The following is a 19,398-nucleotide window of genomic DNA, read 5'->3' on the forward strand; positions in this document are numbered from 1 at the left end:
TGAGTCTACCACGGGGTAGACTCTAAGGCATGGAGCTCTACCCCACGCCCGAAGGCTTCGTAGGCGAGATCGCCAAGGGCTTCACCTTCCAAGGGGTGGCCCGCCTGGCGGCGAGCTTCGGCCAGGCGCTCCTCGCCGAGGGGCAGAGGAGGGTGGTGGTGGGCCACGATGCCCGCTTCCTAGCCAACGAGATGGCTGAGGAGGCCGCCCGGGTCCTCTCGGGCCTGGGCCTGGAGGCCTACCTCCTGAAGGGCCCCGCCCCCCTTCCCCTCTTCGGCTTCGCCCTGGAGACCCTGGAGGCGGGGGGCTTCTACCTCACCGCCAGCCGCAGGCCCGCCCGCTTCCAGGGGGTGAAGCTCCGCCTAGGGCCGGGAAGGCCCCTTCCCGGGGAGGCCCTTTCCCTGCCCGAGGCCCTCCCTAAGCCGGGAGGCTTCGCCCCCTTGGACCTGCGCCAGGGCTACTCGGACCTGCTGGCGAGGAGCCTGGGGGAGGCCCCGAAGGACCGGGCCGGGGTGGTCTACCTGGACGCCATGGGCGGGGCCGGTGGGGGGATCCTGTCCCAGGCCTTTCGGGCCCTGGGGCTTGCGGCCGAGCTTCGCGAACTCCACCCCCTCCCCCACCCCCTCTTCTACGGGGTGGACCCCGACCCCAGGCCGGAGAACCTCAAGACCCTCAGGGCCCTCCTCAAGGCCCAGGAACCCCCGGCGGTGGGCTTCGCCCTGGACGGGGACGGGGACCGCTTGGCGGTCTACCAGGTGGGCGGGGAGGCCCTGCCCCCGGAGGAGGTCCTGGCGGGGCTAAGGGAGGCCCTGGGGGGCCTCGAGGTGGAAGCGGACGGGGAGGGGGGCTTCCGCTTCCCCTGGCACCTCCCGGAAAAGGATCCCTTCCTGGCGGCCCTCCTCTTGCTGAAGGTGCTCTTGTGAAGGAGATTCTCCCGGGCGTTTACCTCCTTCCCGTCCCCATCCCCTACCCCCTGAAGACGGTGAACCTGTACCTCCTGAGGGGGAGGGAGGAGGTGGCCCTGGTGGACACCGCCTTGGGCACCCGCACGGCCCAGGGGACTTTGGAGCTCTACCTGGCGGAGCTTGGCCTCTGCTTCGCTGACATCCAGGCCGTCCTCCTCACCCACCACCACCCCGACCACTACGGCCTCGCCGGGTTCTTTGAGGGGCTTGGGGCCAGGGTCTACCTGCACGAGGAGGAAATCTCCAGGGGGCACCGCTTCTGGCGGGAGCCTGCCCTGTTTGAGGCAGGGGGCTGGCGGCTCTTTCTGGACCACGGCACCCCGGAGGAGGCCCTTTTGGGCATCCGGGAGACCATGGGGAAGACCCGGGAGCGGGTCCACCCCCCGGAAAACCCCATCCCCCTGAAGGACGGGGAGGTCCTGGAGGTGGCGGGAAGGCGCCTGAAGGCGGTCTGGACCCCCGGCCACGCCGACGGGCACGTGGTCTTCCTCCTGGAGGAGGAGGGCGTGCTCCTGGCGGGGGACGCCCTACTGGAGCGGGTCTCGCCCAACGTGGGCCTTTGGGCCTACACCCGGGAAAACCCCCTAGCGGACTTCCTCCGCTCCTTGGACCTCCTTGGGGAGCTCCCCGCCCGGGTGGCCTACGCCGGCCACTTCGGCCCCATTCCCCAGGTGAGGAAGCGCGCGGAGGAGCTAAAGGCCCACCACCAGGAACGCCTTTCGGCCCTCCTCGCCCACCTGGACCGCCCGCAAACCGCCTGGGAGCTCTCCTTGAAGCTCTTCCCGCAAGAGCTGGACACCGCCGGCCGCCGCTTCGCCTTCGCCGAGACCCTGGCCCACCTGGAGTACCTGCGCCAGGAGGGCCTCCTTTCGCGGGAAGGCCCCCCCTACCGCTACTTCCGCCCCTAGGTGCCTGTGGGGAAGCCCCCCAGCACGGTTCCCCGCCCCTGGTGCCCGAGCGGGTCTTCCCTGGGGCCCCCACCGTGGCGAAAGCCACGGTGGGGTACCTAGTCCAGGACGAAGCGGTCCTCCCTTTCGTGCAGGCGCACCCGGTGGACGATGCGCTGGTCCTGGCCCCCGTTCCCCTCGGTCATGGCCACCACGGTCACGTAGGAGCGCAAAGGGCTCCTTAAGACCTTCTTGGTGAGGGTTTCCTCCACTTGGAAGATCCCGGCGGAGTTGTTCATGAGGACCTGGATCTCCACGGGCACCCTCTCCCCCTTCAGGATGCGCACCTCGTCCACGGCCAGGGCGCTGATGGAGTGGATGTCTATGCTCCCCAGGGCGAAGGCCTTCCGCCCCCGGCCCTTGGTGATGTCGGTGCCGTCGGCCACGGCGGTGATGCCGGCCTCGAGGGTCAGGGGCTCGGGGTTCAGGTCGTGGCAGTAGATCCCGTGGAGGATGAGGGCGCGGAGGGCGGTGCGCTGCTCGGGATCGGGGTAGATCTTCTCCAGGATGCGGTTCAGGATGGGCAGGGCCAGGGTGACCCCGAAGGCCTCGTGCCCCACCCGGTGCACCCCGTTGCCCAGATCGTGGAGCATGGTGGAGAGGAGGACCACCAGGTAGGCGTCCTCCAACTCCCCGGCCCCGGACTCGAGGGTGTCCAGCCTCACCCCTGCCTCGGCCAGGAGGCGCAGGACGGCCACGCCCGCCGCCCCCGTGAGGAGGGCGTGGACCCGGCCGTGGTCGTTGTAACCCAGCTTGCGCACGGTGAGGTAGTTGGCCATGTTCCACCCGGCCCGGGCCTCGGGGTCCTGGATGAGGAGCTCGTAGGCCCTAAGGGCTTTGGGAAAGGCCTTCAGGTACTCGCGGATGGCCTGATCCGCCTCCACGTACAGCTTGGCCTTGGGGCTAGCTACGTGGACCACGCGCCCTTCCGCCATGAGTCATCCTTACCTTACACCACTACCGGCGGGAAAAGGACGCCCCAAGGCTCCGAGGGCCCCGGGGGTGGCGTTACTCCCCCTTGAAGTGGGGCGGCCGCTTCTCCAAAAAGGCCCGCACCCCCTCCTTCATGTCCTCGGTGGCCGCGGCGTAGCCAAAGAGGTCGGCCTCGATCTCCAAGGCCTCGGAAAGGTCCAGCCCCTCACCCCGCACCACGCTCTCCTTGGCCAGGGCCAGGGCAACGGGCCCGTTCTTGAGGATCTTCTCCGCCAGCTTCTTGGCCTCTTCCAGGGCGTCCTCCCCCACCCGGTTCACCAGGCCCATGCCCAAGGCCTCCTCTGCCGACACGTGCCGCCCGGTGAGGATCAGGTCCAAAGCCCGCCCCCGGCCAATGAGGCGGGGCAGGCGCTGGGTGCCGCCGAAGCCGGGGATGAGGCCCAAGCCCACCTCGGGAAGGCCCAGGCGGGCGTCCTTGGAGGCCACCCGGAGGTCGCAGGCCAGGGCCAACTCCAACCCTCCGCCCAAGGCGTAGCCGTGGATGGCGGCGATGGTGGGGATGGGCAAGGCGGCGATCTCGGCGAAGACCCCTTGGCCCAAGAGGGCGTACTCCCGGGCCATGAAGGGGTCCTTGAGGGCGGCGATCTCCTTGAGGTCCGCCCCCGCGGCGAAGGCCTTCCCCTCCCCGGTGAAGATGGCCACCCGGGCCTCGGAGTCTTGGGCGATGACCTCCACCACCTCGGCGAGTTCCCGCAGGAGGTCTTGGGAGAGGGCGTTCAGGGCCCCGGGCCGCTTTAGGGTGACCAGGGCGACTCCCTCCTCCACCCCGTAGGAGAGGTGGGCAAACTCGGGGATCTCTAGGACGAACTCGCGTTCCTGCTCATGCTCGTGGGCCATCTCACACCTCCAAAAGGGCCCTTAGGGCCACCTCCACCATACGGCGAACCCCCTCCCAAAGGACCTCCTCCCGGGCCAGCTCCGGGTCGCCGATCCGGTTGGAGACCGCAAGGATGGCCCCGGCCCGCACGCCCCGCATCTTCCCAAGGAGGAAGAGGGCGCTGGCCTCCATCTCAAAGGCCAGCACCCCAAGGCGGCTCCAGGCCCCGGCCCCCTCAGGGGTGGTGGCGTAAAAGGCGTCCTCCGTGGCCACCAGGCCCACGTGGTGGGGGTAGCCCAGGGCTTCCGCCCCCCTCCAGAGGGCCAGGAAGAGCCCAGGGTCGGGCACGGGGGCATAGGGGCGGCCCTCCAGGTACTGGCGGGTGGCCCCGTCCAGGGGCACGGCCCCTTGGGGGATGACCAGGTCCCCGGGGGCCAGGGCCGCGTCTAGGGCCCCGCAGGTGCCCACCCTTAGGAGGACCCGGGCCCCAAGCCCAATGAGCTCCTCGGCCACGATGCTGGCCGAGGGGGCCCCCATGCCCGTGGTCTGCACGGAGACGGGAACCCCCTGAAAGCGGCCAGTGAAGCCCAGAAGCCCCCGGTTAGCGGTGTAGAGGACGGGGTCCTCGAGGAAGGTCTTGGCGATCCACTCCGCCCGGCCCGGGTCCCCGGGGAGGAGGACCCGCTCGGCCACCTCTCCCGGCCTTCCCCGCACGTGGATGGGGCTCATACCGCCTAAGGATACTACAGCCTGAGGGCGGGAAGGCCTTCCACCAGGGCCTCGTCGTGGGTGGCCAGGACCAAGGCCGCCGCCACCTCCCGGGAAAGTTCCAGGAGGAGCCGCAGGACCTCCTGGGCCTGGCGGCGGTCCAGGCTGGCCGTGGGCTCATCGGCGAGGAGGAGGCGGGGCCTCAGGTAGAGGGCCCGGGCCACGGCCACCCGCTGCCTCTCCCCCCCAGAAAGCCTCTGGGGGAAGAAGTGGGCCCTTTGGGAGAGGCCGAGGCGCTTCAGAAGGGCCAAGGCCCTTTCCCGGTCCACCCGGCCCACCAGGTACCCCGGGGCCAGGACGTTCTCCAAGGCGGTGAGCTCGGGGAAGAGGAAGTGGTGTTGGAAGACGAGGCCCAAAAACCCCAGCCGCCTCCTGGCCAAAACCCCCTCGGAAAGCCCGCGGATGGCCTCCCCCTCCCAGTAGATCTCCCCCTTCTGCAGGGGAAGGAGCCCCGCCAGGAGGTGAAGCAGGGTGGTCTTGCCGCTTCCCGAAGGCCCAAGAAGGGCCAGGACCTCCCCGGGCCCAAGGGCGAAGGAAACCCCCTGGAAAAGGAAACCGTCCCCGTAGGCGAAGCCCAGGTTCCGCGCCTCCAACACGGGGTTCACGCCCCCATCCTCTAGGCAAAGGATGAAGCTTCGGTTAGAGTGGGAGCCGACGCTTGGCGGGATCGCCTGCGGCTTTTTGTAGGGGAGGAAGCGTGCGCCTCAGGGTAGACCCCTTGCCCACGGAAGCGCTGGTGTACCCCGATGTGGTCCTCGTGGTGGACGTGATCCGGGCCACCACCACGGCCGTGGCCCTTCTGGAGACGGGGGCGGAGGCCTTGTACCTCACGGCGGGCCTCGAGGCCGCAAGGGCCTTCAAGGACGCCGACGTCCTCCTCTCCGGCGAGGTGGGCGGGCTTAAGCCCCCGGGGTTTGACCTGGGGAACTCCCCCCGGGAGGCCCTGGGGGCCCCCGTAGGGGGGAGGATCGTGGTCATGAGCACCACCAATGGCACCAAGGCCGTCCACACCGCCGCCAGGACGGCCAAGCACGTCCTCCTCGCCTCCCTCTACAACGCCCACGCCGCCGCCAGGCTGGCCCGGGAGCTGGCCACGGAGGAGGTGGCCATCCTCTGCGCTGGGAAGGAAGGGCGGGTGGGCCTGGACGACCTCTATGCCGCCGGGGTCCTGGCGGAGTACCTGGGCCTCATGGGGGAGGTGGAGCCCGAGGACGGGGCCCGGATCGCCCTGGCCGTGAAGCGGGCCTACGGGGACCCCCTGGAGGCCCTAAGCCTCTCCGCCGCCGCCCAGGCCCTGAGGGCGGTGGGCCTGGAAGGGGACGTCCCCTTCTCGGCCCAGGTAGCCAAGAGCCCCATCGTCCCCGTTCTTTCGGGGCGGGTGGGGGAGGCCTTGATCTTCAAACGCGCCCTGCCCCAAGAAGTTCGTAAAAACGCCGGATGACGGCGATCCCCCTCTCCAGGTTGACGAGGTCCAGCTTCTCGTTGGGGGCGTGGAGGTTGTCGTCGGGAAGGCCCAGGCCCAGGAGGACGATGGGGGCGGAAAGGGCCTCCTTGAGCTCCGCCACCACCGGGATCGTCCCCCCCTCCCGGGTGTAGACGGGCGGGCGGCCCCAGACCTCTTCCAGGGCCTGGGCCATGAGGCGCATGGGGGGGCTATGGGGATCGGTGAGGACGGGCCTCCCCCCGTGGAGCCTCTGGACCCGAAGGCGGTAACCGGGGGGGCAGACCTCCTTCAGGTAGGCCTCCGCCAACTGGGCCACCTCCTCCGGGTCCTGGTCGGGGACCAGGCGCATGGAGAGCTTCAGGCCGGCCTCCATGGGGATCACCGTCTTGGAGCCCTCCCCCTGGTAGCCGCCAAAGACGCCATTGGGGTCCAGGGTGGGCCGGGCCCAGAGCCGCTCTAGGGGGCTAAATCCCTCCTCCCCCGGAAGGACCTCCACCCCGAGCTCCCCCTTCAGGGCCTCCTCGCTAAGCTTGGGCCAGAGGGCCTTCTCCTCCTCGGGGACGGGCTGGACCCTCTCGTAGAAACCGGGGATGAGGATCTTCCCCGTCCTCTCGTCCTTGAGGCGGGCCAGGATCCACCCCAGGGCCTGGATGGGATTGGGGGCCACGCCGCCGAAGGCCCCGGAGTGGAGGTCCCGCTTAGCCCCTTGGAGGCGCACCTCCAGGTAGCAGAGGCCCCGGAGGCCATAGGTGAGCGTGGGAACCCCGGGGGCGAACATGGCCCCGTCGGAGATGAGGGCCACATCCGCCAGGAGCTTCTCCCGATGGGCTCGCACGAAGGGGAGGAGGTTGGGGCTTCCGATCTCCTCCTCCCCTTCCACCAGGAACTTCACGTTGACCTCGGCCTCGAGGCCCTCCAGGGCCGCCACGTGGGCAAAGAGCTGCCCCTTGTCGTCCGAGGCCCCCCGGGCGTAAACCCTCCCCTCCCGCACCGCGGGGGAAAAGGGGGGGCTTTCCCAGAGCTCCAGGGGGTCTGGGGGCTGGACATCGTAGTGGCCGTAGACCAGAACCGTGGGGGCCCCCTCCCGCACCAGGCGCTCGGCGTAGAGGATGGGGTGGAGGGGGGTGTCGTGGAGCTCGGTGCGAAAGCCCAGGGCCTTTAGCCTCTCCTCAAGCCAGAGGGCCGCCCGGCGCACCTCCTCCCTGCGGGCGGGGTCGGTGGAGACCGAGGGGATGGAAAGCCATTCCAAAAGGGGCTCTAGCGCCTTCACGGACCCATGCTACTCCCTCGGGGCAGGCCCTTGCCCTCCTCCAGGAGGAGGAGCTTGAGCCGGGCCACCTCCGCCTCAAAGCGGGCCTGGAGGGCCTCGAGCTCGGCCCTGAGGCGCATGATCTCCTCCACCCCCGCCAGGTTCACCCCAAGCTCCTGCGTCAGACGCCGGATCTCCCTCAAGCGCTCAATGTCCCGCTCCGAGTAAAGCCTCGTCTTCCCCCCAGAACGCCTCGGCTTGATCAAACCCTTCCGCTCATAAAGGCGCAGGGTCTGGGGGTGCATCTCCACCAGCTCCGCCGCTACGCTGATGATGTAGACGGGACGGTCCTTGGAGGAGGGCTTTTCCGTTTCCCCGGGGGCGGGGAGGGCCTTGCGCTCCAGCTCCCTGAAGCGCTCCCCGATCTCCGCCTTGAGCCTGACGATCTCCGCCTCAAAGCGGGCCTGGAGGGCCTCGAGCTCGGCCCTGAGGCGCATGATCTCCTCCACCCCCGCCAGGTTCACCCCAAGCTCCTGCGTCAGACGCCGGATCTCCCTCAAGCGCTCAATGTCCCGCTCCGAGTAAAGCCTCGTCTTCCCCCCAGAACGCCTCGGCTTGATCAAACCCTTCCGCTCATAAAGGCGCAGGGTCTGGGGGTGCATCTCCACCAGCTCCGCCGCTACGCTGATGATGTAGACGGGACGGTCCTTGTCCATGGCCCTTAGCCCCTTCCGCTAAAGCCTCCTAACCTAAGTTATTATACGGGCCCTGTGAAGCCTAGGCGCAGGGAAGCTCGCCTGGCCGCCTCCACCACCCGGGGGGCCAGGCGGTGGGCCTCCTCTAGGGAGAGGCGGCTTGCGGGGGCGGAGAGGGAGAGGGCCGCCACCACCTCCCCCCCAGGGCCGAAGACGGGAGCGGCCACGCACCGCACCCCGAGCTCCTTCTCCTCGTTGTCCAGGGCGTAGCCCTGGGCCCGGACCCGCTTTAGCTCCGAAAGAAGGGCCTCCCGGCAGGTGAGGGTGTTGGGGGTGTAGGCCTCCAGGGAAAGCCCCTCGGGCACCCCCCGGTAGGCCAGGAGGACCTTCCCCACCCCCGTGGCGTGGAGGGGAGCGCGGCTTCCGGGGGCGGTGAAGAGGCGCACCAGCTTCTTCCCCTCCGCCTGGTCCAGGTAGAGGGCCTCGAGGCCCGCCATCACCGCCAGGTTCACGCTCTCCCCAAGTTCTTCCGCCAGGGCCTCCATCTCGGGGCGCACCGCCTGGAGGAGGTTCTGCCTGGGGTAGGCCTGGCCTACGGCGAAGGCCCGGGGGCCCACCCGGTAGACCCCGCCCCCCTCCTCCACGAACCCCCTCTGGGCCAGGGTCTGGAGGAGGCGGTAGAGGGTGCTCTTGGAAAACCCCGTGGCCCTCGCCAAAGGGCCAAGCCCCGCCTCGCCGAGCCCGGCCAGGGCCTCGAGGACCAAAAGCCCCCTTTCCAGGGTCCTCACGCCCTGGGCACCCCTTTCCCTGGGCCTGGGCATGGCCCCAAAGTAGCACGGCCCCGCTTGTTTTTCAATATAAGAAAAACTATTTTGCTCCTTGACAAACTCCATCCCTCTCCCTTAGGCTTGGGGCACCATGAAGGGCGTGGAGATCCTCAAGGACCACCCCCTGTTAGGGGAAGTGCTCACGGAAGAGGCCCTCCGGTTCGTGGCGGCCCTGCAGAGGGAGTTCAACCCCGTGCGCAAGGCCCTTTTGGAGCGGCGGAAAGCGCTTTGGGAGCGGTACAAGGCCGGGGAAAGGCCGGACTTCCCGGAGGAGACCGCCTTTGTGCGGGGAGGGAGCTGGCAGGTGGCCGAGGCTCCGCCCGACCTCCTGGACCGCCGGGTGGAGATCACCGGCCCCGTGGACCGGAAGATGATCGTGAACGCCTTAAACTCCGGGGCCAAGGTCTTCATGGCCGACTTTGAGGACGCCCTCTCCCCCACCTGGGACAACGTCATAAGGGGCCAGAAGAACCTCTACGATGCGGTGCGCCGCCAGATAGACTTCGTCTCCCCAGAGGGCAAGGAGTACCGGCTCAAGGAGAAGGTGGCCACCCTGGTGGTGCGCCCAAGGGGCTGGCACCTCCACGAAAAGCACGTCCTGGTGGACGGGGAGCCCATGTCCGCCAGCCTTTTTGACTTCGGCCTCTACTTCTTCCACAACGCCAAGGAGCTCCTAAGCCGGGGAAGCGGCCCCTACTTCTACCTGCCCAAGCTGGAGAGCCACCTCGAGGCCCGGCTTTGGAACGAAGTCTTTAACTTCGCCCAGGACTACCTGGGCCTCCCCCGGGGCACCATCCGGGCCACGGTGCTCATTGAGACCATCCTGGCGGCCTTGGAGATGGAGGAGATCCTCTTTGAGCTCAAGGAGCACGCCGCCGGCCTCAACGCCGGGAGGTGGGACTACATCTTCAGCTGCATCAAGAAGTTCGCCACCACCGCCCCCATCTTCCCCGACCGGGCCCAGGTCACCATGACCGTCCCCTTCATGAAGGCCTACACCGAGCTCCTGGTGAAAAGCTGCCACATCCACGGGGCCCACGCCATCGGGGGCATGGCCGCCTTCATCCCCAGCCGCAAGGACCCCGAGGTGAACGAAAGGGCCTTCCAGCAGGTCAGGGCCGACAAGGAGCGGGAGGCCTCCCAGGGCTTTGACGGCACCTGGGTGGCCCACCCCGACCTGGTGCCCGTGGCCATGGAGGTCTTTGACCGCTATCTGGGGGATAGGCCCCACCAGAAGGAGGTGAGGCGGGAGGACGTGGAGGTGAGGGCCGAGGACCTCCTCAACTTTGAGGTGCCCGGGGGGAAGGTCACGGAAGGGGGCCTCAGGAACAACATCTCCGTGGCCCTCCAGTACCTGAACCAGTGGCTTCTGGGCAACGGGGCCGCCGCCATCTTCAACCTCATGGAGGACGCGGCCACCGCCGAGATCAGCCGGGCCCAGCTCTGGCAGTGGGTGCACCGGGGGGCGAGGCTCGAGGACGGCCGCACCGTTACCCCGGAGCTTTACCAGGAGATCAAGGAGGAGGAGCTCGCCAAGCTGGGGGAGCGGGAAAGGGAGCGCTACCGGGAGGCGGAGGAGATCCTGGACCGGCTGGTCCTCTCCCAGGAGTTCACCGAGTTCCTGACCCTGGTGGCGTACGAGTACATCGATTAGGGTCTAGGGTCGGGGGGTTTTGCAAAGGCCCTTGATCCTCGGCTCTGGACCCTTGACCCTAGAGCTGTGCGCCTGCGCTTTCGGGAAAACGGGCCCTACGTCCTGGACCTGCCGGAAGGGGCCACCTTTCGGCTGAACGGCCAGGAGATGCGTCTAGAAAAAGCCAAACTGGCCCTTTGCCGCTGCGGGGGGTCCAAGAACAGGCCCTTCTGCGACGGCACCCACAAGGAGCAGGGCTTCCAAGGGGAGGCGGGGTACCTGGAGGCGCAGCCTCAGTAGAGAAACTCCCGGATGTCATAGCGGGCCGCCCGGAGGCCCATCCTCCGGATGGCTTCTGCCCAGAGGGAAAGCTCCGCCTCCACCTGGGGAAGGGGCTCCAGCCCCAGGGCGGCGTAGGGGGTACCCGGGATCTCCTGGAAGGGGGAGAGGTAGACGATATCTCCCCTATCCAGGGGAAGCTCTGCCAAAAGGTTGAGGCTCTCCTCCCGGTGGGCCTTTCCGTAGGCCTTCCCCCCCGCCCCCACCATGAGGATGACCCCAAGGCCGAGGCCCGCCCCCTTCAGGGCCCGGGCCAGGGGCAGGACCTCCTTGGGGTGGCCGGGCTTCCCCAAAAGGGCGAGGAGGGGGGCATGGCCCGTCTCCAGGCCGATGTAGACCCGCCTCAGGCCCAGGGCGTAAAGCCTCGCCCACCAGGAGGCCTCCTTCCTTACCCCCGCGAAGAGGTCCAGAAAGCCCAGGACGGGCTCCCGGGGAAAGCGCCTCCCCACCTCCTCTAGGAGGGGAGTGAGGGGCTCGGAGAGGGCCAGGGCGTTCCCGTCCGCCAGGAAGACCCCCCGCCGCAGAAGCCGCCCCCGGCCCAGGAGGTCCAAGACGGCCTCCACGTGCCCTCCGAACTCCGCCGCGCTCCGCTTCTGGAAGGGGCGGTCCTGGTAGAAGGAGCAGAAGGCGCAGCGGTTCCAGGTGCAGCCCGTGGTGGCCTGGAGGACCACGGAGAGGTAGGCGTCGGGGGGGAGGATGCCCACGGGCCAAAGGTAGGCCCTCCGGTAGGGGGTGGGGTCCAGGAGGGCCTCTGGGGTCCACCTCAAGGCCTCCCGCCGCCGCTCCGGGTCCTGGAGGTGGCGCCGGGCCAGGTCCAGGGTCTCCCCGTAGATGGCCAAAGCCTCCTCCCGGGGAAGCCGCCGCCTCTTCCTCTCCCCTTCCCGAAAGCGGAGGTGGAGGCTCCCGTCCAGGGCCCTTTTGTAGGTGAGCCCCTGGCGAAAGTAGTGATAGGGCCGCCCCTCCCGGTCCAAGGAGAGGACCCGGTCCCCTAAGGAGAGCGTGGTGGCCTCGAGGCGGAGGAGCTCCACAGGGCTAGAATAAGCCCCGTGGCCGTGGCCGCCCTCAAGGGCCTCCTCCCCGAAGAAGGCTTCGCCCGCCTCACCCCCCTGGGGGGGTTTGAGGCCCGGGTCTACACGGACGGGGAAAGGGTCTACAAGGTCTACGGGCGGGAAGAGGCCCACTTGGCGGCCCTCGAGGCCAGGCGCATGGCCCGGGCGGGGCTTGGGGACCTGGTCCTGGGGGTGGTGGAAGCGGAGGGGCAGGGGGTTCTGGTCACCCGGCGCTTCCCCGGGAAGCCCTTCTCCCCCGGGGCTTTCACAGAAAGGACCCTGGCCGCCCTCTCCCACCTCTTCCTCGCCCTCCACCGCCTGCCCGAACCCGGGGTGGTGACGCGGGAGGAACTCCTGGAGCGGCTTGAGCGCTTCTGCGAAAGCCTCCACCCCGTCCCCGAGGCCCTGGACCTTCTCCGCGCCCTGAAGCGGGAGGTGGACCTGGCCGCCGGGGTGGAAAGGCGCTTCTGCCACCGGGACGCCTGGGCGGGAAACCTCCTCCTGAAGGATCCAGGGGCGGAGGGCCTCGAGGTCCTGCTGGTGGACTGGGTGCGCTCAGGCGGGGACGACCCCGCCCGGGACCTGGCCCTCCTCAAGACGGGAAGCCTGGACCTCCTAGGGGAGGCCAGGGCCCGGGCGGCCCTCTTCCGCCTGGGCCGCTTCTACCCTCTAGAGGTGCGGGAGCGCCTGGCCTTTTACGTGCCCCTCACCTACCTCCACGACCTCCACTGGTTCCGCGGCAAGCGGCCCGAGGGGTTCCCGGAGGCCCTTAGGGAAAAACTGCCCAAGGCCCTCGCCTTCTTCCAAGACTGCTTTCCCCGGAAGGGGAAGGCGTGTTAGGCTCCTTGGGATGAGGATCACCCTGGTGGACCACCCCCTGGTCCAGCACAAGCTGGCCCACCTTCGGGACAAGGGCACGGGCGCCAAGGACTTCCGGGAGCTAGCCCAGGAACTCTCCCTCCTCATGGCCTACGAGGCCATGAGGGACCTGGAGCTTACCGAGACCACCGTGGAAACCCCCGTGGCCCCCGCGCGGGCAAAGGTCCTTTCCGGCAAGAAGCTCGCCCTGGTGGCCATCCTACGGGCAGGGCTGGTCATGGTGGAGGGCATCCTCAGGCTCATCCCCCACGCCCGGGTGGGGCACATCGGGATCTTCCGGGACCCCGGGTCCCTGAAGCCCGTGCCCTACTACGCCAAGCTCCCCGCTGACATCGCCGAAAGGCGGGTCTTCCTACTGGACCCCATGTTGGCCACAGGGGGTAGCGCCAGCCACGCCCTCTCCCTCCTGAAAGCGAAGGGGGCTGCGGGCATGAAGCTCATGTGCCTCATCGCCGCCCCGGAAGGGCTAGAGCGCATCGCCCAGGACCACCCCGACGCCGAGGTGGTGGTGGCGGCCATCGACGAGCGCCTCAACGAGCACGGCTACATCGTCCCCGGCCTGGGCGACGCCGGGGACCGCATCTACGGCACGAAATGACCGAGATCCTAAAGCGCATCGGGGTGGCCGAGCCCACGGGATCCGGTTGGCTCACGGTAGTCTTCGTCTTCCTCCTGGCCCTCTTCTTCACCTGGCGCTTCATCCCCCATGTGCGCCGCTTCGCCCTCAAGGTGGGCTGGGCCGACCTCCCCAACGAAAGGCGCCTCAACCAAAAGCCCTTGCCCAACGCCGGGGGGCTGGCCGTCTACGGGGGGGTGGTCCTAGCCCTGGTGGCAGCCGCCCTTCTCAGGCCCATCCTGGTGGAGGGGGTCCTGATCCAGGTCCTGGCCATCCTCCTGGGGGGAGCCTGGCTGGTCCTGGTGGGTTTCATCGACGATCAGTTTGGCCTTCCCCCCCTTTTCCGCCTCCTGGCGCAGACCCTGGCCGCCCTTCTCCTCATGGCGGTGGGGGTCCGGTTTGAGGCCGCCTTCGGCACCCCTTTGGACCCGGCCTTGGGCCTCTTCCTCACCTGGCTCTGGGTCGTGGGGATCACCAACGCCCTGAACCTCATGGACGGGCTGGACGGCCTGGCGGGGGGCATCGCCTACATCAGCGCCATGAGCCTCCTCTTCGTCTCCGCCCAGTTTCCCTTCTGGGCGGCGGGCACCTTGGTCCTCTCCGCCCTGGCGGGGGCCGCCCTGGGCTTCCTCAGGCACAACCTCCACCCCAGCCGCATCATCCTGGGGGATGCTGGGGCCTACTTCCTGGGCTACACCCTCGCCGCCACCGCCCTCCTTGGCCAACTGAAGCTCACCACCTTCCTGGGCCTCCTCCCTCCCGCCCTCTTCCTCCTCCTCCCCATCCTGGACACCACCCAGGTGGTGGTGCGAAGGCTCCTAAGGGGACAGAACCCCCTTTCCACCCCCGGCAAGGACCACATCCACCACCGCCTCCTGGCCCGGGGGCTTTCCCAGAGGCGGGTGGCCTTCGTCCTATGGGGGTTGGCCCTCCTCTTCAACCTTCTGGCCATGGCCTACCTGGGGATGCCCTGGGAGGCCATCCTGGCGAGCCTCCTGGCCATCCTCCTCGGCCTGAGCTGGGTCACCTACCGCAGGCTCAGGGCCCTCCTAAGGGAGGTAGAATGAGGGCCGTGGTCAGGCGGAGGCCCTTCACCGCCAAGGAGTACCACCGCCTCCTCGAGGCCGGCATCCTGCGGGAGGACGACCGGGTGGAACTCATTGAGGGGGAGATCCTGGAGATGAGCCCTATCGGTAGCCGACACCTGGCCGCAGTGAACCGGATCGCCCGGCTTTTCTTCCAGCGCTTCGGCGACCGGGCCATTGTCAGCGTGCAAAACCCCATCCACCTAGACCCCCGAAGCGAGCCCCAACCTGACCTCACCCTCCTCAAACCCAACCCCTCCGACTACGCCGAGGCCTTACCCACGCCCCAAGAGGTCCTGCTCCTGGTGGAGGTCATGGACACCTCCCAGGCCTACGACCGGGAGGTGAAGCTCCCCCTTTACGCCAGGGCGGGGATCCCCGAGGTCTGGCTTTTGGACCTCGAGGCCCGCCGCCTAGAGGTCTACCGAAAGCCCACCCCGGAGGGCTTCGCCGAGGCCCGGGCCCTGGGCCCTGAGGAAACGGTGGCTCCCCTGTCCTTCCCCGAGGCCCGCCTCCCCGTGGCCCACCTCCTCGTCCCATGAAGCGGGTGGTCCTGGCCTTCGGCACCCGGCCCGAGGCCACCAAGATGGCCCCGGTCTACCTGGCCCTGAAGGAGACTCCCTATATAAAACCCCTGGTCTTCCTCACCGGCCAGCACCGGGAGCAGCTCCAGCAGGCCCTCTCCCTCTTCGGCATCCGGGAGGACCGCAACCTGGACGTGATGCAAGAGCGCCAGGCCCTCCCCGACCTGGCGGCCCGGATCCTGCCCCAGGCAGCCCGGGCCCTCAGGGAGATGGGGGCGGACTACGTCCTGGTCCACGGGGACACCCTCACCACCTTCGCCGTAGCCTGGGCGGCCTTCCTCGAGGGCCTGCCCGTGGGCCACGTGGAGGCGGGCCTCCGGAGCCACAACCTCAAGGAGCCCTTCCCCGAGGAGGCCAACCGCCGCCTCACTGACGCCCTCACCGACCTGGACTTCGCCCCCACCCCCTTGGCCAAGGAGAACCTCCTCAAGGAGGGGAAGCGGGAGGAGGGCATCCTGGTCACGGGCCAGACCGGGGTGGACGCCGTCCTCCTGGCGGCCCGGCTGGGAAAGCTCCCCGAGGGCCTCCCCCCTCCCCCCTACGTCACCGTCACCATGCACCGCCGGGAAAACTGGCCCCTCCTCCCCGAGCTCGCCCGGGCCCTGAGGAGGGTGGCTGAGGCCTTCCCCCACCTCAACTTCGTCTACCCCGTGCACCTAAACCCCGTGGTGCGGGAGGCGGTTTTCCCCGTCCTCAAGGAGGTAAACAACTTCGTCCTCCTCCCCCCCCTGGAGTACGGCCCCATGGCCGCCCTCATGCGGGAAAGCCTCCTCCTGGTCACGGACTCCGGGGGGTTGCAGGAAGAGGGGGCGGCCCTGGGCGTGCCCGTGGTGGTCTTAAGAAACGTCACGGAGCGGCCCGAAGGGCTTCAGGCGGGCATCCTCAAGCTGGCGGGCACCGACCCCGAAAGGGTCTTCCAGGTGGTCAAGGGGCTCCTGGAGGACCCGGAGGAGCTTGCCCGCATGCGCCAGGCCAAGAACCCCTACGGGGACGGAAAGGCGGGGGTCCGGGTGGCCCGGGGCGTGGCCTGGCGGCTGGGCCTCGGCCCTAGGCCGGAGGACTGGAGACCCTAGGCCAGGGCTTAAGCTGGTAGAGCCCCAGCGCAAGGACCGCTCCCCCCAGGACCAAGGCGGCCCACCGTCCCCCTAAAAGCTCAAAGAGGAGCCCCGTGAGGTAGGCCCCTAGGGGCCCCGTGCCCAGCATCACCAGACTGTAGACGGCCATGACCCGGCCCCGGAGACGGTCGGGTACGGCAAGCTGCACCAGGGTGTTGGCGTTGATGAGGACGGAGATCATGCCAAACCCGCCGAGGGCCAGAAAGAAGGGTGCCCAGAGGGGGTAGGGCAGGAAAAGGCCCAGGTGGGCCAATGCCAGGGCGAAGACCCCGAGGAGGAGCCGGCCCGGTTTCGGCCTCCCCGTGAAGGCCATGACCAAGGCGGCCAGGAGGGCCCCCAGCCCCACGGCGGAGAGCAAGAATCCATACCCTGTGGCGGAAAGGCCCAAGACGAGCCGGGCGTAGGCGGGCACCAGGGTTTGGAAGTTCATCCCGAGGAGGCTAGCGAAAAGGACCAAGCCCACAGCCCGGCGCACTAGGGGGTGGGCGAGGACAAACCCTATTCCCTCCTGGGCCTCCCACCACCAGCGCCCGTTCCCCCCCTCCCCTCCGGGCCCCGGAGGCAGGCGCAGGAGGACAAAGACCAGGGGCAAGAAGGAAAGGGCGTTGGCCAGGTAGGCTACCTCCACCCCGTAGAGGGCGATGAGAAGCCCGGAGAAGGCCGGCCCCAGGAGGCGGCTTAGGTTAAAGCCAAAGGAGTTTAAGGCGATAGCCCCCGGGTAGCGGTCCCGGCTCGCCAGCTCCACGGTGAAGCTTTGGCGAACCGGCAGATCCATGGCGTTCAGGGCCCCGTAGAGGAAGGCGAAGATCAAGACGTGAGCGTAGCGCACGAGCCCGGTGAGGATGAGGACGGCCATGAGGAGGGCCAGGAGCATCATCCCCCCTTGGGTGAGGAGGAGGAGGTTCCGCTTGGGGTAGCGATCCGCCAGGACCCCGGCGGGCAGGGAGAAGAGGAGAGCGGGCAGAAACTGGAGGGCCACCACCAGGCCGAGCCTCTCCGCACTCCCCGTGAGGAGGAGGACCAGCCACGCCTGGGCGGCAGCCTGCATCCAGGTCCCCATCTGCGAGGTGAAAAGGGCCAGCCAGTAGGTGCGGTAAAGGGGGTCCTTGAGAAGGGCCAGGGCCAGCACCTCCCTAGCTTACGACTGACCGCCCAGTCAACTCCAGCCCCGTGCCACGGGGACCTACACGCCACGGGGACCTATACTGGGAGCATGCTGCAACGCGGCTTTCCCCTCTTGCGGATTCTGGGCATCCCCGTCCACTTGGACTTCACCTTCCTCCTCATCCTGCCCCTCCTGGCCTTCCTCATCGGCCGCAACCTCCCCCTTTACCTAGGGCTCTTCGGCCTGCCCCGGGACCCCAGCCTCCTCGAGGGTCAAACCCCCTACCTCCTGGGCCTTGCGGCCGCCTTGGGCCTTTTCCTCTCCGTGCTGCTGCACGAGCTGGGCCACGCCCTCACCGCCCGGCACTTTGGCATCAAAACCCAGCGCATCACCCTCTGGCTGCTGGGCGGGGTGGCCCAGATGGAAAGGATTCCCAAGGAGCCCAAAAAGGAGTTCCTCATCGCCATAGCTGGACCTCTGGTGAGCTTCGCTCTGGCCATTCTCTTCTGGCTCCTGCGCCAGGAGGCGGGGGCCTTGGGCTTCCTCACCCATTACCTGGCCCTGGTGAACTTCATCCTGGGTGTTTTCAACCTCCTCCCCGCCCTGCCCTTGGACGGGGGACGGGTCTACCGGGCCCTCCTAGCCACCCGGCAGCCCTACGTGAAAGCCACGCAAAAGGCCCTGACCCTGAGCCAGGTGGTGGCCTTCGTCCTGGGGCTCTTCGGGCTTCTGGTCCTGAACCCCTTCCTCATCCTCATAGCCTTTTTCGTGTACATGGCCTCGAGGGCCGACGCCGAGGCCACCTTCCTGGCCCAGGCCCTGGAGGGCCTGAAGGTCAAGGACCTCATGACCCAAGACCCCATCGTGGTCCCCAAGGACCTGCCGGTGGCCGAGCTGCTGCAGCTCTCCCTGGCCCACCGGGTCTCCGGCTTCCCCGTGGTGGAGGCGGGGCGGGTCCTGGGGGTGGTGGGCCTCGAGGGCCTGGAGGGGGCGGACCCCATGGCCCCTGTGGACCGCTACCTGCAGGAGCCTCTCCTCCTCTCCCCCGAGGACTCGGCCCTAAGCGCGCTGCAGCGGATGGGGGAGCGGAACTACCCCCGGGCCTTGGTGATGGAGGGGGAGGCCCTTTTGGGTATCCTCAGCAAGACCGACCTCTTGAGGGCCTTCCAGGTGCGGCTCCTAGGGCTTTCCTCCCTTGACAAGCCCAAGGGTATGGGGTAGGTTAGAGGCGCAAAAGTATACGGGAGGTAGGCATGAGGAGAGTCCTTCTTGTCATCGGTCTGCTGGCCCTGGGTCTGGCCCTGGCCCAAAAGCCCAGGGTCATCATCGGCACCGGAAGCACCGGCGGGGTCTTCTTCTTCTACGGCACCGCCTTGGCGGACATCTACAACAGGGCTGGGGTGGCGGAGTTCCAGCCGGTGCAGACGGGGGGCTCCTACGATAACCTCCTCCTCCTCCGGGACCGCACCGACCCCAGGAACAACACCTACTACTGCGCCCTCACCACCACGGACTCGGCCTTTGTGGCCTACAACGGAGAGGAACCCCGCTTCCGGGCCCGGCCCGCCAGGGACCAGAGGGTCCTCTTCTACATGTACCCCTCCTTCATCCACCTAGTGGCCAGCGAGAAAAGCGGCATCAAGGTCATCCAGGACCTGAGGGGCAAGCGGGTCTCTACCGGCCAGCCCGGCTCCAGCACGGAGAACCTGGCCCTCTTGGTCCTCCAGGCCGCGGGGGTGAGGCCGGAGACCTTCGCCAAGCGGGAGCGCCTCCCAGTGGCCGAAGCGGCCAGAGCCCTAGGGGAGGGCACCCTAGACGCCTTCTTCTGGGTGGGGGGCGTGCCCACGGGCTCGATCGTGGAACTGGGCCAAACCCTGGCCCGAAAGGGGGACCGCATCTACCTGGTGCCCATTGACCCGAAGAGCACCACGGCCCAGGTGGCCCTGAAGCGCTTTCCGGGCCTCTTGGACCCCACGACGGTCCCCAGAGGGGTGTACAACACCCGCACGGATGTGCCCGGCCTGAACACGGGGAACATCCTGGTCTGCCCAGAAAGCCTACCCAGGGAGGTGGTCTACGGAATGATGAAGGCCACCTTTGACAACCTGGACACCCTGAGGAGCGCGGTGGCCGCTGCCCGGGACACCTCCATCCAAAACACCGCCAGGCTCTATGGCCAGCTGGCCATCCCCTTCCATCCCGGGGCCGAGCAGTACCTGAGGGAAGCGGGAGCCATAAGGTAACGGAGAAAGCCCCTTTCAGGCCCGGGCGACCGCCCTGGGCCCCTT

The 19,398-nt window shown here is 68.3% G+C and carries 21 protein-coding genes; 12 read left to right on the forward strand and 9 right to left on the reverse strand.

Going from position 1 to position 19,398, the window contains the following annotated elements; translation table 11 throughout:
* The first annotated feature begins 29 nt into the window (after positions 1-29).
* Together ATI37_RS04490 and ATI37_RS04495 are read left to right on the forward strand one after the other, a co-directional pair.
* The gene (locus ATI37_RS04490; RefSeq protein ID WP_117237299.1) at positions 30-923 is read left to right on the forward strand and encodes a phosphohexomutase domain-containing protein; all 894 of its coding nucleotides are present in this window, start codon (positions 30-32) and stop codon (positions 921-923) included.
* Positions 920-1,873 carry an MBL fold metallo-hydrolase gene (locus tag ATI37_RS04495; RefSeq protein ID WP_117237300.1) on the forward strand — a complete coding sequence of 318 codons (954 nt, stop codon included), beginning with the start codon at positions 920-922 and terminating at the stop codon, positions 1,871-1,873. Before ATI37_RS04490 ends, ATI37_RS04495 begins: the two co-directional genes overlap by 4 nt.
* Positions 1,874-1,971: 98 nt before the next feature.
* Here ATI37_RS04495 and ATI37_RS04500 read toward each other — a convergent pair whose 3' ends face one another.
* From ATI37_RS04500 to ATI37_RS04515, 4 genes are all read right to left on the reverse strand, one after another.
* A complete protein-coding gene (locus ATI37_RS04500) occupies positions 1,972-2,847 on the reverse strand; it encodes an HD domain-containing protein (protein WP_117237301.1) in 876 nt (291 codons plus the stop codon).
* A gap of 73 nt (positions 2,848-2,920) precedes the next feature.
* On the reverse strand, positions 2,921-3,742 hold the full coding sequence (locus ATI37_RS04505; RefSeq protein WP_117237302.1) for an enoyl-CoA hydratase/isomerase family protein: 822 nt from the start codon (positions 3,740-3,742) through the stop codon (positions 2,921-2,923).
* Position 3,743: 1 nt separating this feature from the next.
* Positions 3,744-4,451 (reverse strand): phosphorylase family protein, encoded by a 708-nt coding sequence (locus ATI37_RS04510; RefSeq protein ID WP_117237303.1) that lies wholly within the window; start codon positions 4,449-4,451, stop codon positions 3,744-3,746.
* Between the two features lie 14 nt (positions 4,452-4,465).
* The gene (locus ATI37_RS04515; protein ID WP_117237304.1) at positions 4,466-5,095 is read right to left on the reverse strand and encodes an ABC transporter ATP-binding protein; all 630 of its coding nucleotides are present in this window, start codon (positions 5,093-5,095) and stop codon (positions 4,466-4,468) included.
* A gap of 92 nt (positions 5,096-5,187) precedes the next feature.
* On the opposite strand from ATI37_RS04515, the gene ATI37_RS04520 reads away from it, so the two are divergent.
* Positions 5,188-5,931, forward strand: coding sequence for a 2-phosphosulfolactate phosphatase (locus ATI37_RS04520; protein WP_117237305.1), 744 nt, complete (start codon positions 5,188-5,190; stop codon positions 5,929-5,931).
* On the opposite strand, the gene ATI37_RS04525 is transcribed toward ATI37_RS04520, so the two are convergent.
* Genes ATI37_RS04525 through ATI37_RS04535 form a run of 3 tightly spaced genes read right to left on the reverse strand, consistent with a single transcriptional unit; the run spans position 5,888 to position 8,699 of the window.
* Complete coding sequence (locus ATI37_RS04525; protein WP_117237306.1) at positions 5,888-7,204, reverse strand: dipeptidase; 1,317 nt, start codon at positions 7,202-7,204, stop codon at positions 5,888-5,890. The genes ATI37_RS04520 and ATI37_RS04525 overlap by 44 nt on opposite strands.
* Positions 7,201-7,899, reverse strand: coding sequence for a heat shock protein transcriptional repressor HspR, fused homodimer type (gene hspR, locus ATI37_RS04530; RefSeq protein ID WP_117237307.1), 699 nt, complete (start codon positions 7,897-7,899; stop codon positions 7,201-7,203). The genes ATI37_RS04525 and hspR overlap by 4 nt, the downstream gene beginning before the upstream one ends.
* 41 nt (positions 7,900-7,940) lie before the next feature.
* On the reverse strand, positions 7,941-8,699 hold the full coding sequence (locus ATI37_RS04535) for an IclR family transcriptional regulator (protein WP_117237308.1): 759 nt from the start codon (positions 8,697-8,699) through the stop codon (positions 7,941-7,943).
* A gap of 97 nt (positions 8,700-8,796) precedes the next feature.
* On the opposite strand from ATI37_RS04535, the gene aceB reads away from it, so the two are divergent.
* Both aceB and ATI37_RS04545 read left to right on the forward strand, forming a co-directional pair.
* The gene (aceB, locus tag ATI37_RS04540; RefSeq protein ID WP_117237309.1) at positions 8,797-10,359 is read left to right on the forward strand and encodes a malate synthase A; all 1,563 of its coding nucleotides are present in this window, start codon (positions 8,797-8,799) and stop codon (positions 10,357-10,359) included.
* Positions 10,360-10,425: 66 nt separating this feature from the next.
* On the forward strand, positions 10,426-10,638 hold the full coding sequence (locus ATI37_RS04545; RefSeq protein WP_117237310.1) for a CDGSH iron-sulfur domain-containing protein: 213 nt from the start codon (positions 10,426-10,428) through the stop codon (positions 10,636-10,638).
* Here ATI37_RS04545 and ATI37_RS04550 read toward each other — a convergent pair.
* A complete protein-coding gene (locus tag ATI37_RS04550) occupies positions 10,632-11,705 on the reverse strand; it encodes a radical SAM protein (protein ID WP_117237311.1) in 1,074 nt (357 codons plus the stop codon). The genes ATI37_RS04545 and ATI37_RS04550 overlap by 7 nt on opposite strands.
* Before the next feature lie 18 nt (positions 11,706-11,723).
* On the opposite strand from ATI37_RS04550, the gene ATI37_RS04555 reads away from it, so the two are divergent.
* Genes ATI37_RS04555 through wecB form a run of 5 tightly spaced genes read left to right on the forward strand, consistent with a single transcriptional unit; the run spans position 11,724 to position 15,963 of the window.
* Positions 11,724-12,566 carry a phosphotransferase family protein gene (locus ATI37_RS04555; RefSeq protein WP_117237312.1) on the forward strand — a complete coding sequence of 281 codons (843 nt, stop codon included), beginning with the start codon at positions 11,724-11,726 and terminating at the stop codon, positions 12,564-12,566.
* A 10-nt stretch (positions 12,567-12,576) separates the two neighbouring features.
* A complete protein-coding gene (gene upp, locus ATI37_RS04560) occupies positions 12,577-13,203 on the forward strand; it encodes a uracil phosphoribosyltransferase (RefSeq protein ID WP_117237313.1) in 627 nt (208 codons plus the stop codon).
* A complete protein-coding gene (locus tag ATI37_RS04565) occupies positions 13,200-14,288 on the forward strand; it encodes an MraY family glycosyltransferase (RefSeq protein WP_117237314.1) in 1,089 nt (362 codons plus the stop codon). The genes upp and ATI37_RS04565 overlap by 4 nt, the downstream gene beginning before the upstream one ends.
* Positions 14,285-14,848: a Uma2 family endonuclease gene (locus ATI37_RS04570; RefSeq protein ID WP_117237315.1), complete on the forward strand. Its 564-nt coding sequence runs from the start codon at positions 14,285-14,287 to the stop codon at positions 14,846-14,848. The genes ATI37_RS04565 and ATI37_RS04570 overlap by 4 nt, the downstream gene beginning before the upstream one ends.
* Positions 14,845-15,963, forward strand: coding sequence for a non-hydrolyzing UDP-N-acetylglucosamine 2-epimerase (gene wecB, locus ATI37_RS04575; protein ID WP_117237316.1), 1,119 nt, complete (start codon positions 14,845-14,847; stop codon positions 15,961-15,963). The genes ATI37_RS04570 and wecB overlap by 4 nt, the downstream gene beginning before the upstream one ends.
* Here wecB and ATI37_RS04580 read toward each other — a convergent pair.
* Positions 15,938-17,134, reverse strand: a complete 1,197-nt coding sequence (locus tag ATI37_RS04580; protein ID WP_117237317.1) for an MFS transporter — start codon at positions 17,132-17,134, stop codon at positions 15,938-15,940. The genes wecB and ATI37_RS04580 overlap by 26 nt on opposite strands.
* 84 nt (positions 17,135-17,218) lie before the next feature.
* Here ATI37_RS04580 and ATI37_RS04585 point away from each other — a divergent pair, with 84 nt between their 5' ends.
* Both ATI37_RS04585 and ATI37_RS04590 read left to right on the forward strand, forming a co-directional pair.
* Positions 17,219-18,331, forward strand: coding sequence for a site-2 protease family protein (locus tag ATI37_RS04585; RefSeq protein WP_117237318.1), 1,113 nt, complete (start codon positions 17,219-17,221; stop codon positions 18,329-18,331).
* A 32-nt stretch (positions 18,332-18,363) separates the two neighbouring features.
* Complete coding sequence (locus tag ATI37_RS04590) at positions 18,364-19,353, forward strand: TAXI family TRAP transporter solute-binding subunit (protein WP_117237319.1); 990 nt, start codon at positions 18,364-18,366, stop codon at positions 19,351-19,353.
* Positions 19,354-19,398 lie beyond the last annotated feature (45 nt).

Source organism: Thermus sediminis, assembly GCF_003426945.1.
Taxonomy (GTDB): domain Bacteria; phylum Deinococcota; class Deinococci; order Deinococcales; family Thermaceae; genus Thermus; species Thermus sediminis.

Excerpts from the sequence above, each read along its gene's own strand:
- ATI37_RS04590 (WP_117237319.1), top strand. The coding sequence starts at position 18,364 with ATGAGGAGAGTCCTTCTTGTCATCGGTCTGCTGGCCCTGGGTCTGGCC.
- hspR (WP_117237307.1), bottom strand. The coding sequence starts at position 7,899 with ATGGACAAGGACCGTCCCGTCTACATCATCAGCGTAGCGGCGGAGCTG.
- wecB (WP_117237316.1), top strand. The coding sequence starts at position 14,845 with ATGAAGCGGGTGGTCCTGGCCTTCGGCACCCGGCCCGAGGCCACCAAG.
- ATI37_RS04565 (WP_117237314.1), top strand. The coding sequence starts at position 13,200 with ATGACCGAGATCCTAAAGCGCATCGGGGTGGCCGAGCCCACGGGATCC.
- aceB (WP_117237309.1), top strand. The coding sequence starts at position 8,797 with ATGAAGGGCGTGGAGATCCTCAAGGACCACCCCCTGTTAGGGGAAGTG.
- upp (WP_117237313.1), top strand. The coding sequence starts at position 12,577 with ATGAGGATCACCCTGGTGGACCACCCCCTGGTCCAGCACAAGCTGGCC.
- ATI37_RS04490 (WP_117237299.1), top strand. The coding sequence starts at position 30 with ATGGAGCTCTACCCCACGCCCGAAGGCTTCGTAGGCGAGATCGCCAAG.
- ATI37_RS04535 (WP_117237308.1), bottom strand. The coding sequence starts at position 8,699 with ATGCCCAGGCCCAGGGAAAGGGGTGCCCAGGGCGTGAGGACCCTGGAA.
- ATI37_RS04500 (WP_117237301.1), bottom strand. The coding sequence starts at position 2,847 with ATGGCGGAAGGGCGCGTGGTCCACGTAGCTAGCCCCAAGGCCAAGCTG.
- ATI37_RS04505 (WP_117237302.1), bottom strand. The coding sequence starts at position 3,742 with ATGGCCCACGAGCATGAGCAGGAACGCGAGTTCGTCCTAGAGATCCCC.
- ATI37_RS04585 (WP_117237318.1), top strand. The coding sequence starts at position 17,219 with ATGCTGCAACGCGGCTTTCCCCTCTTGCGGATTCTGGGCATCCCCGTC.
- ATI37_RS04510 (WP_117237303.1), bottom strand. The coding sequence starts at position 4,451 with ATGAGCCCCATCCACGTGCGGGGAAGGCCGGGAGAGGTGGCCGAGCGG.
- ATI37_RS04570 (WP_117237315.1), top strand. The coding sequence starts at position 14,285 with ATGAGGGCCGTGGTCAGGCGGAGGCCCTTCACCGCCAAGGAGTACCAC.